Below are 10,953 nucleotides of genomic sequence, written 5' to 3'. Positions count from 1 at the left end.
ATATAAGAATCGAGTTATAGTTGATGTTATTTAAACAGTTAATTAGTGATTTTTTGATAATACACTGTCGATTCCTTTTTTTATTCGTTGATAAACACTATCATCACTTTTATCCTTTGTACCCATCCATCCTATTTCTATAATTCCATCCTTGCTTATAATAAAGGTAGTAGGAAAGCCAGATATGCAGAAATTACTGATAGCTTCTTTAGCGTCTAATACTGGATGAAAAAGAAAAGTGTTTTCTTTAAGAAAATTCGATAATTTAGTCTCATCTTTATCGCTAGTCAATGCGAGAAAAACAACTTCATTTTTTGAATACTCTTCAACTATCCTGTTTAAATCAGGAAATTCTTTAATACAAGGAGCACAAGCCATATACCAAAAATTCAGAACGAGAACCTTTTGATGTACTTCTGCCAGTAGTTCAGGAGGAAGACTTTTGCCTATTAATGAAGAAGCTTCTATTTCACTGTTTCTGATGCATTTTGACCAAGCACTATCCGCTCTATATAGATTTTCTAGCAGATTGAAAGCCTTTCCAGATTTCCTTGCAACCGTACTTTCTTCAAAAACTTTACTCACCATAGCTTGTTTTTCATTGCCACAGCCACATAGTTTGACTGTTTGCCCATGTAAAGTAAAGGAGTAAAATGATAATAATAGGTAAAAAAATATCTTTTTCATGAGGATTTTGGTAAATTTAAAATAGAATTATTATGTTACAACATCATGTTCATGCCTAAGTATAAACTTGATGTTGTAACATAATACAATAGTCTTTGTGTTATCTATGTCATATCTGGGCAAGCCGTTATACCATAACCCATTATACCACCCGCTGGGTCTAGTTGTGCTTCCGCCCATCTCACTGCATCGTCCTGGGACCTAAACCATAACCTTTGTGTAAAATCTCCACATCCGCCAATTGAGTCAAAAGTTATACAATACATGCAGCCCAAAGCTACACCTCCTTTAAAACTTTTGGCTGCTCGATTTGTTAAACGTACATCTGAAAAATTTTGAAACATATAGATAGTAATTTATGGTGGAAAAAGGTGAAAAATAATCTATACAGAAAAATTATTCAGCTTTACAAGCTCAGCCGCAACTGCGGCGGCTGAACTTGTAAAAATTGCGTGACCGGATTGTGTATGTTCAGGCCAGTGAACGTATCACTTAGCGCATTTAAGCTTGAAAAGTCGGGGTGGTCAATAAAGCGTTTACGTACTGTAATGACTGCTGCGCGTGTGTGTTAGCAACGTGCAACAATAGCGTTGCGGTCGGTAGGGGGCATAGGTACGTTATCGGGTTGTGGTTTACAACGCAAGAATTGACTTAGATCGTCAACTCTTGCGTAGGTTATCACAAACATAAGCTACTGAACCATGTACTAGCTACCAGTTTTCCGATTTTTGACTACGTATTTTTCGATAATTTTCACCGTTTTACCGATTAGTTACTAATTTCTAACAAACAGCGCTCGTACTTGCTAATAAGTTAGTTTTGGCTCAATCTTACTGATTCAATAAACTTTACCCCATGCACCCCAACATGGAACTTGGCTCTATTCTGATTCGGCATCGCAGCCGCACCCACCTGACCCAAAAACGAATTGCTGACCAACTCGGCATTGCCCAAAGCACTTATAATGCGTGGGAGAGCGACCAAACCAGCTATAAAGTCGAGTACCTACCCCAACTAGCGGCTATCTTCGGTGTCCGAATGCGAGACCTGCTTCCGCCCGAGCCAGAAGATATACCTACCACGCCCATCGCCCACGATCACCGCGATGAACTGATCGAACTGCTCCGCCAGAATAATGTACACCTCACCAGGCGTGTAGATGAGCTAGAAAGACAGCTACTTGGCCATACATCTGCCAGATAGTCGAACTGATCGGACGAGGCTATTTTTTCCCGTTCAGGGCACCAGTGAATAGCCGTAACCGTATTTCGGTGAAGCGGCGTTTGGTGTCTAACGAGAAGTCGCCTTTCTGAATCCAGTCGTAAAATGAGGGTTCTGTTTTAAGTACGTCCAGCACGGATTTACCGGCGTGTTTGCCAAAATTAATGATCTCTTCGCCTTTGTCGTTGAAGACCATTCGGCCGGCTAGATCTACATTGTTGTTGCGGGCAATGGAATCGAGCACCTCCATATCATTTTCAATGGTGACGCTGATTTTGCGCTGTTCGTCCCGAATAACCCGGCCCGTATGGTTCTCGACTATAGATCCTAATACCTCGAACGTAGCCAGTGTATCGGCTTCGGCACCGTGGGCACCCACCAGTTCCTTACCGCAGAAATGACGGTAAGCGGCGGTCAGGTTCCGGGGTTCCATCAGGTGGTAAATGCGCTGAACGTCAACCATTCGGCGGTTTTTAATGTCGAACTCTACATTGGCACGTAGAAATTCTTCGACCAGTAGGGGTATATCGAACCGGTTACTGTTGAATCCCGCCAAATCGCAACCCTCCAGAAACTGCGCCAAAATTTTGGCGATGCTCTTGAACGTTGGAGCGTCTTTTACGTCTTCGTCGTATATGCCATGAATCAGGCTCGTCTCGATCGGAATGGGAATACCGGGGTTCACTCGATACGTTTTCACCACCAGTTCGCCGGGCTCTTTCGATCCGTCGCTGCGCTCCTTTCCGGGTAGGGCCTTGGCTACACAGATTTCCACAATCCGGTCTTTAGCCGTGTTGACGCCCGTAGTTTCGAGATCGAAAATGGCCAGTGGTTTCTTTAGTAAAAACGGATGAGTCATAAGACACGGAAGTTGCGCCGGTTTACATAGCGACTGCAAAAATAGCGACACCTTTCATATACCGATGATCAATCTGCCGATCCAATAGAGTGACAAGTGGTTTTCTTGTCAAATACGCTCCGAACCTACCCCCAGTCAACAGTGTTTTTTCTATATGACCGAATACCTCAAAGATGCGTTGCGGAAGGCCGCTTCGTTCTGTGCCTATCAGGAACGTACCCAGCAGGAAGTTCGCAAACGCCTTGATGCCTGGGATATCTATGGCGATGATGCCGAAGAGATTATTGCCGAACTCATCACGCAGGGCTATCTGAGCGAAGAGCGGTTCGCCACGGCTTTTGCGGGTGGTAAATTCAGAATAAAGGGATGGGGAAAGCGAAAAATAACGCAGGAACTGTCGCAACGGGGCATTACAGGCTATAACCTCAATAAAGCTCTGGCCGATATTAAGCCCGATGATTACCGCGCCAAACTAACTGACCTGCTGGAGAAGAAGCGACGCCAGGTACGTGACGACAACCCGTTAGTCGTAAAACAAAAACTGGCTCGTTATGCCCTTAGTAAGGGTTACGAGCCAGCGTTAATCTGGGAAGTATTGGGCGCGCAGGAAGAGTAACGTAACACGGACTTCAGTCCGTTTTTTCACTCAACAAAAAACGGACTGAAGTCCGTGTTACGGCGTCAACTAACCTTAAAAATCTTCCTCCAGCGAGAATTTAGAGCCGTCGTTCTCTTTCATCGACGCCATCACACCAGACTTCTGGTATTCGCCGACGCGTTTTTCGAAGAAGTTAGTCTTGCCCTGTAGCGAAATCATATCCATGAAATCGAATGGGTTCGCGGCGTTGTATATCTTATTGAGATTCAGTGACATCAGGAGGTGATCGGCTACGAACTCGATGTACTGCTTCATTAACTCGGCGTTCATACCAATCAGCGAAACGGGCAGCGCGTCGGTAACAAACTCTTGTTCAATGGCCACCGCATCCCGAATAATCTGGTACACAGCCTCAGGATCCATCTGATTTTTGATGTGATCCGTGTACAACAGACAGGCGAAATCGCGGTGCAGGCCTTCGTCGCGGGAGATCAGCTCATTCGAGAACGTCAGGCCGGGCATCATGCCGCGCTTTTTCAGCCAGAAAATAGAGCAGAACGAACCCGAGAAGAAAATACCTTCTACGGCCGCAAAGGCGATGAGCCGCTCGGCGAAATTGCCATTCTCGATCCAACGAAGCGCCCATTCGGCTTTCTTCTGCACGCATGGAATAGTATCAATGGCGTTCAGAAGCCGGTCTTTTTCAACAGGATCTTTAATATACGTATCAATCAACAGCGAATAGGTTTCCGAATGGATGTTCTCCATCATGATTTGGAAACCGTAGAAGCATTTAGCTTCGGCATATTGTACTTCCGACAGAAAGTTAACGGCAAGGTTCTCATTGACGATGCCGTCTGATGCGGCGAAAAAGGCCAGGATATGTGAGATGAAGTGCCGCTCGCCGTCATTCAGGTTGTTCCAGTCGGTCATGTCCTGACCGAGGTCAATTTCTTCAGCAGTCCAGAACGAGGCTTCATGCTTTTTATACATCTGCCAGATGTCACTATGCTTGATTGGAAAGAGCACAAATCGGCTTTTGTCTTCTTCTAGAATGGGCTCAATTGCAGTTGCTGTAAGCATGCGGGAGTGAAGTTTTGATCGGTTGCAGATACCAGTGCAAAAGGCACGGTACGGATTGTTTACGTGTGAACAAAAATAGCCGATTCCACCGGTCAAACAGCCGTCAATCCTGAATAAATTTATATCTCGCTTTTCAGTAAAAAATCGGGAACTTTTAGTTAAGACACTGATAGATAGGTTACTAAATATTTGGTAACATACCTATTGGTCAACCCTTTTACTGAGCTGGCTTAAGCTTATCAGCCATACGCTTTTTGAACTTCTCCACCTTGGGTTCCGACACACTTTTGATATAAAATTCGTCAGGATGAGCGCGGTAATAGCCCTGATGGTACACCTCGGCCGGGTAAAATGCTTTAAATGGAACAACCTCCGTTACCACCGGGTCGCTATGTTCGCCAGTAGCGTTGAATCGTTTAATGGCTGCATCAATACTAGCCTTTTCTTCAGAAGTGCGGTAAAAGGCCATCGAGCGATATTGCGTACCTACATCGGGTCCCTGCCGGTTTAATGTGGTTGGATCGTGGGCATATAGGAAGGCTTTCACCAGCGTATCATACGAAATCACCTTGGGGTCATAATACACTTGAACCGCTTCGGCGTGCCCCGTTTTGTCGGTGCCAACCTGCTCGTAGGTTGGGTTTTCCTGTTCACCACCCGCATAGCCCGAAACGGCTTCGCGCACGCCGCGCAGCAGTTCAAACTCTTCTTCAATACACCAGAAACAACCCGCCGCAAAAGTAGCAACGGCTTCGCCAGGCTGTAGCTCCGGCAGCTTGGCGAGAGACGTATCTTTTACATCAGACTTGTTGGCTTGGTCAGCTCCTTTTTTGGTAGCACAGGCAAAGCAGAGGGGAATGAACAGCAAAAGCAGATAGCGCCGCATAAGAAATAGCAGATTTGAACGGTAGGGAAAACTATAGCTTTAGAACAACGAATAGCAGAAAAAATTACACCCAAAGCCCCCGCCCTTTGTAATATTCCCGGCCGATCTCTTCAATTTCTTCAATAGAATACGAAAGCCATCCGCGCTGTTGAAATTGTCGCAGGCGGCGTTTTTCGAACCATGAGATATTTCCATCGATGAGCACCCCGAAAATGATTAGCCGTTCCAATGGTCGACGTACCTCGGCGGGGGCTTCGGCTAACCGATCAAGGAAATGGCCGGTTGGTTTGATTACTTGCAGGCCAAACCGATCCATCAGGGTTTCGGTCATCAGCAGGTGGGCGTAGTTGTATTGTCTTTCCAGAATAGAGACGTATTGCAATGCCTCCGGTATAAGCTCGCAAAAGGCTTGATTGTGCTTCCATTCTTCGTACAACCCATCCACAAACTCGCGGATGGTCAGCGGAGCCATTACCCGAATTTTAGCTTCATGAATAATCCGATTCGACGCCCAAATATTCCAGAAAGCGTGAATCGGTAGGCCAGCCAGATCAATTAGCTGACCAATGGCCAATTGGCCGGGTAACCGCCGCAACACAAATTTCAGCCCTACGGTCGAAATGGCGGCCCGTAACTTGGTAACAACCAGAAAGGCGGTGAGCCCCCATTGAGGCAGGCCTAAGTAGGGGTCGATGCCGAAACGGAGCATGCCCTGGTTTTCTTTTTCCTGAGCGGCGTCGGCCAGGGCATGTAAATGACGTTCGTATTGCGCATCGTACTGGCGTGGAAACTGACAGACAGCCATCACGTATCGCACCGCCCGCAGGTTGATATAGAGTAATGCGTAAATTTCCAGATAGACTAGCAACAAACCATACAGTAGCGTAATGAGCGGCAGGGCGTAGGTGGTCTTCAGAAAGGTCAGGTCTGTGTTCTCAAAGAAGGCAGGCCACAGGTACTGCGGCAGGTAAAGCAGCACAACACCAAGCACGCCGAAAACACCAGCCATAGCCAGCGTTTGCCACCGAATTTTGGCGATGACATGACTCTCTCGGTTGTTCATCACAAACGGTTCGTCGGTCGGGTGCGGTGGCTCCAATGCTCCCCGCAAGTAGCGCAACGCTAGCTGGTCAATGGGACCAGGTGTGTTGTCGGGCGGTTGAGTTGACATTGGCAGGGTAACTTGCATCAGAATGGTTTGTAGCCTATACAACTGAGAAATAGGCAAGCGTGTTTTGAAACGCTACACACCAGTTTACTTGTTGGCGTATAATTATAGCTTCTACTCATACCTCACCTACACTACAGAACCGGTTGGTTATCAGCTAAAAGAGGGGAAAGTTCTCTCCTCATGCACAAATGATCATTGATGATACCTTTCACACCCTGGCTGGAGAAGCTACCGGCGAGTTTCGCGACCGGGGTAGTAAGTTCTTGGCGTTCGCTTACCCTATCAATTCCGAAACCGATACCCGAACGTACCTGGACTTGCTGCGGGCGCAACACCCCAAAGCCGTTCACCATTGCTACGCCTACCGCCTCGGCGTAGATAAAAATAACTTCCGCGCCAACGACGATGGTGAACCCAGCGGCTCGGCTGGTCGGCCAATCCTGAATGTGCTTTATTCACGGGAACTGACCAACGTGCTAGTAGTAGTGGTTCGGTATTTCGGCGGTACGTTACTGGGCGTGCCAGGGTTGATCAACGCCTATAAAACAGCCACCATAGCTGCCCTCGATGCGGCAACAATTACAGAGCAAACCGTAAATGAGATTTATCAGGTACGTTACCCCTTCGAGCAAATGAATGAGGTAATGCGTCTGGTGAAAGAGCAACACCTAACCGTTCTTAAACAAGATTACGACACAGCCTGTATCCTCGATATCGAAGTCCGCAAATCGCTGGTAAGTACCGTCCTGGAACGGTTGGGGAAGCTGGAGGGAATCAGTTTGAGGTTTGTGGTTTGAGGTTTGTTGTTGCTCCGCTAAACCACAGCCATATACGCCAGCAGAGCAACTACAAACCACAAACCTCAAACTAATCTTAAACTTGCTGCAAGGTCTGAAGCCGCCAGTAGAAGCCGCCTTCGTTGGCGAGGAGTTCCTGGTGATTGCCCTGTTCGACGAGTTGGCCCTGATGCACCACCAGAATCTGATCGGCGTGCTGAATGGTGCTGAGGCGGTGAGCGATCACAAGCGTGGTACGGTTGGCCATCAGGCGGGTGAGGGCTTCCTGCACCAGTTTTTCTGACTCCGTATCCAGGGCCGATGTGGCTTCGTCCAGAATCAGGATGGGTGGGTTACGCAACACGGCGCGGGCAATGCTGATACGTTGCCGCTGACCGCCCGATAGTTTGCTTCCCCGGTCGCCGATGGTGGTCTGATACCCGTTAGGCATCTTGCTGATAAACTCGTGGGCGTTGGCAATTTTCGCCGCCTGCTCAACTTCAGCTTCGGTGGCTTCGCTGCCAAAGGCAATGTTGTTGAAAACGGTATCGTTGAACAGAATACTTTCCTGCGTAACAATGCCCATCAGATTCCGTAACGAGGTAGTCTGGCAATCGCGAAGGTCGTGCCCGTCAATTCGGACAGCACCCGAAATGGGGTCGTAAAAACGCGGCACCAGATCGGCCAGCGTTGATTTGCCACCGCCTGACGAGCCAACCAAAGCCACTGTTTTTCCTTTTTCCAGCCGAAAATTGATATTTTTTAAGACGGGAGAACCTTTTTCGTAAGCAAACGACACATTGTCGAACGTAATATCTCGTTCAAAACCCGTTAGCTGAATCGCGTTAGGCTTGTCAGTAATGGCTGGCTGTATATCGATCAAATCCAATACGCGTTTACCCGAAACCAGTCCGCGTTGTGAACTACTGATGGCGTTGGAAATGTCTTTGGCGGGCCGCGTCACCTGCGAAAAAAGGGCCAGGTACGTAACAAATTCCCCGGCGGTCAGGTCTGATTGACCCGATAGAACCAGCGAACCGCCGTAGAGCAAAATGCCGGAAAGTACGGTCACGCCCATAAATTCAGAAAATGGAGACGCCAGTTCGCGGCGGTTGGCTAGTGACCGGATAGCATCGCGATAGCCATTGTTTTCGGTCTGAAACTTACCCAGCGTAAACGGCTCGGCGTTAAATCCTTTCACCACGCGCATGCCGCCAAAGGTTTCGTCGAGTACGCTCAGCAGACTACTCAGTCGTTGTTGACCCTGGGTAGCGTCGCGCTTCATTCGCCGAACGAGCGTGGCAATGATACCACCCGAAATGGGAATGACCAGAAAGGCAACAAACGTAAGTTTAGCCGAAATGGAGAAGAGGGTAATCAGGAAGAAGATCAGCGTGAACAGCTCTTTTGATGCGGCCGACAACGTATTGGCAATCGAGTTCTCTACTTCCTGCACATCGGTGGTGATGTGAGCAATCAGATTGCCTTTGCGCTGATCAGAGAAATAGCCGAGGTGCAGTTGAATGGCCCGGGCAAAAACTGTTTCCCGCAAGGTGGCTACCATACGCGCCTTAAACGATTCAAGCTGCCTGACAGACAGGTATTTGAATACGTTGCTAAGCATGACCGAAGCAACTACGGTACCGCAGACAAGCTTCAGTGCCCCCAACTGTCCATACAGTTGAAACTGCTGCGCGAAGTAGTAATTAAAAATATCAATCGGCGACGTGTCTAACGAAAGCGTTGGCGCTGGCTGATTCAACACCGCCTGTAGTTGCTCAGGCGACGACTGCTTGAACAGTACATTCAGCAGCGGAATCAGCAGGGTAAAGTTCAGCGTCGCAAAGAGAGCCGCCAAAATTGACGTCAGCATGAACGGCGCCAAAAACCGCCCCAGCGGCCTGCCATACGATAAGAGGCGGAAGTATGTATTCATCTTTGGAATTAAGAATTAAGAGTCAAGAATTAAGAATGGGCTCTGCTAATCAATACGTCGGTCTTCCAGCAAAGCCATTCTTCATTCCTCATTCTTAATTGATTTAGATATCCCCCAACTGAGGACGCATCAGGATTTCTTCGAGGACGGCGGTTTTGGGTAATGTACAGGCTGCCCAGATAGTTTCGGCTATATCGGTAGCCTGCATAAACCGGTCGGTGGGCAGGTCGGTGCCCTCCCAACTGGCTGTTAGCGTAGCGCCGGGCAGTACGGCTGTAACACGAACACCACTCGGTTTTAGTTCTTCGCGCAGCACTTTGCTCATGCCCAACAGAGCGAACTTAGAGATGCAATACGAGCCACCGTTGGTGTAGGCCATGATACTGGCCGTTGAGCACATCATGATAATATGACCGTCACGCCGGGCAATCATATCGCCAACGAGGCCACGGGTCAGGTGATAAGCACTAGCCACGTTGGTGTTCATCAGGGTCTCAAACGTACCCTCAGCTTCGTTCTGAATCTGCCCCGGCTGGAACGTACCTGCGTTATTCACGAGCACATCAACGGGGCGGTTCAGACTTTTCAGGTACGTTGTCAGGGCCTCAACACCGCCGCGGGTGCTGAGGTCAGCGGCGAAGGGGATCAAGCCCGGTCCTTCAATGCCATCGACGTTGCGGGCGCAGAGAACGGCGTCGAAACCGCGCGCTACGAATGTATCGACAATAGCCCGGCCAATGCCTTTTGAGCCACCGGTTACCACTATGAGTTTTTTCATGCCACAAAGTTCGCCCATTCGACTATTAAACGGAAACAGGGGGCCGAAACCATTCGCCCGCCGTGGCCGTTCATTGCCTTAGTGGCCGCACTCAACCGGTTGTTACGGCCTCTCTTTCCTCTTCATATGGTTACCCTCGGTCGGTATTTTATATTTCTGGGTACGTTGTTTCGCGATCGCGAACGTACATCGGTTTACCTGCGCCTGATTCTCGACGAGTGTGTCAGTATCGGCGTTAACTCTGTCTTTATTGTCGCCATTGTCTCCTCGTTTATCGGGGCCGTTACCTGCGTGCAAACGGCGTATAACCTTGACAATCCGTTTGTTCCACGTAATATCATCGCGTTCATCGTGCGGGATAGCACCATTCTGGAGTTCGCGCCAACCATTAGCAGTATTGTGCTGGCGGGCAAGGTTGGTTCCAGCATTGCCGGTCAACTGGGTACTATGCGCGTAACCGAGCAGATCGATGCGCTGGAGGTGATGGGTATTAACTCAAGTTCGTATCTGGTGCTTCCCAAAGTGCTCGGCGCGATGCTGATGTTCCCATTGCTGACCATGATGGCGGCTTTTCTGGGTATTCTGGGTGGTTACCTGGCTGGGGTACTGGTTGGCGTTATTTCGCACGAAGATTTCGTCTCGGGTCTTCGTTTCGATTATAACCCGTTCGGTATCAAGTTTGCCCTTATTAAAACGGAGGTATTCGCCTTTCTGATCGCGACGATCTCTGCGTATCAGGGTTTCAATGTGACCGGTGGCGCGCTGGAAGTCGGTAACGCGTCAACCAACGCCGTAACAGCCAGCTGTATCTCGATTATTGTAGCCGACTTTGTGCTGACTCAACTATTATTGGCTTAGCCCTGTAGCACCGAAACGGTCCGCCGCTGCGGCTCCAGCTTCGGTAGTTAAATAGAGCTAGTAAACCGCAAGTTTTTTACTACCGAAGCTGGAGCCGCAG

General features: G+C 48.6%; 11 protein-coding genes. 4 read left to right on the top strand and 7 right to left on the bottom strand.

Annotated features, from left to right (window positions below):
• Positions 1-42: 42 nt before the first annotated feature.
• Positions 43-687, bottom strand: a complete 645-nt coding sequence (locus tag ACAW87_RS22580) for a TlpA family protein disulfide reductase (protein WP_370725922.1) — start codon at positions 685-687, stop codon at positions 43-45.
• Positions 688-1,542: 855 nt separating this feature from the next.
• On the opposite strand from ACAW87_RS22580, the gene ACAW87_RS22575 reads away from it, so the two are divergent.
• Complete coding sequence (locus tag ACAW87_RS22575) at positions 1,543-1,890, top strand: helix-turn-helix transcriptional regulator (RefSeq protein ID WP_370725921.1); 348 nt, start codon at positions 1,543-1,545, stop codon at positions 1,888-1,890.
• 19 nt (positions 1,891-1,909) lie between these two features.
• Here ACAW87_RS22575 and ACAW87_RS22570 read toward each other — a convergent pair whose 3' ends face one another.
• Positions 1,910-2,767: a 3'-5' exonuclease gene (locus ACAW87_RS22570; protein ID WP_370725920.1), complete on the bottom strand. Its 858-nt coding sequence runs from the start codon at positions 2,765-2,767 to the stop codon at positions 1,910-1,912.
• A 154-nt stretch (positions 2,768-2,921) separates the two neighbouring features.
• Between ACAW87_RS22570 and ACAW87_RS22565 the strand changes: the two genes are divergently transcribed.
• Positions 2,922-3,383: a regulatory protein RecX gene (locus ACAW87_RS22565; RefSeq protein WP_370725919.1), complete on the top strand. Its 462-nt coding sequence runs from the start codon at positions 2,922-2,924 to the stop codon at positions 3,381-3,383.
• Between the two features lie 75 nt (positions 3,384-3,458).
• Here ACAW87_RS22565 and ACAW87_RS22560 read toward each other — a convergent pair whose 3' ends face one another.
• From ACAW87_RS22560 to ACAW87_RS22550, 3 genes are all read right to left on the bottom strand, one after another.
• Positions 3,459-4,448 carry a ribonucleoside-diphosphate reductase small subunit gene (locus tag ACAW87_RS22560; protein WP_370725918.1) on the bottom strand — a complete coding sequence of 330 codons (990 nt, stop codon included), beginning with the start codon at positions 4,446-4,448 and terminating at the stop codon, positions 3,459-3,461.
• Between the two features lie 217 nt (positions 4,449-4,665).
• On the bottom strand, positions 4,666-5,334 hold the full coding sequence (msrA, locus tag ACAW87_RS22555) for a peptide-methionine (S)-S-oxide reductase MsrA (RefSeq protein ID WP_370725917.1): 669 nt from the start codon (positions 5,332-5,334) through the stop codon (positions 4,666-4,668).
• Positions 5,335-5,398: 64 nt separating this feature from the next.
• Positions 5,399-6,505, bottom strand: a complete 1,107-nt coding sequence (locus tag ACAW87_RS22550; RefSeq protein WP_370725916.1) for an LBF_2804 family protein — start codon at positions 6,503-6,505, stop codon at positions 5,399-5,401.
• Positions 6,506-6,693: 188 nt separating this feature from the next.
• Between ACAW87_RS22550 and ACAW87_RS22545 the strand changes: the two genes are divergently transcribed.
• A complete protein-coding gene (locus ACAW87_RS22545) occupies positions 6,694-7,302 on the top strand; it encodes an IMPACT family protein (protein ID WP_370725915.1) in 609 nt (202 codons plus the stop codon).
• A gap of 76 nt (positions 7,303-7,378) precedes the next feature.
• On the opposite strand, the gene ACAW87_RS22540 is transcribed toward ACAW87_RS22545, so the two are convergent.
• Entirely contained in the window at positions 7,379-9,217 is a 1,839-nt protein-coding gene (locus ACAW87_RS22540; RefSeq protein WP_370725914.1) for an ABC transporter ATP-binding protein, read from the bottom strand.
• 103 nt (positions 9,218-9,320) lie between these two features.
• Positions 9,321-9,995 carry an SDR family oxidoreductase gene (locus tag ACAW87_RS22535; protein ID WP_370725913.1) on the bottom strand — a complete coding sequence of 225 codons (675 nt, stop codon included), beginning with the start codon at positions 9,993-9,995 and terminating at the stop codon, positions 9,321-9,323.
• Positions 9,996-10,121: 126 nt separating this feature from the next.
• Between ACAW87_RS22535 and ACAW87_RS22530 the strand changes: the two genes are divergently transcribed.
• Positions 10,122-10,853: an MlaE family ABC transporter permease gene (locus tag ACAW87_RS22530; RefSeq protein WP_370725912.1), complete on the top strand. Its 732-nt coding sequence runs from the start codon at positions 10,122-10,124 to the stop codon at positions 10,851-10,853.
• The last annotated feature ends 100 nt before the right edge of the window (positions 10,854-10,953 follow it).

Source organism: Fibrella aquatica (assembly GCF_041321135.1).
Taxonomy (GTDB): Bacteria; Bacteroidota; Bacteroidia; order Cytophagales; family Spirosomataceae; genus Fibrella; species Fibrella aquatica.
The sequence above is the reverse complement of the archived record's forward strand: the minus strand, read 5'-3'. Positions and strand labels throughout refer to the sequence as shown.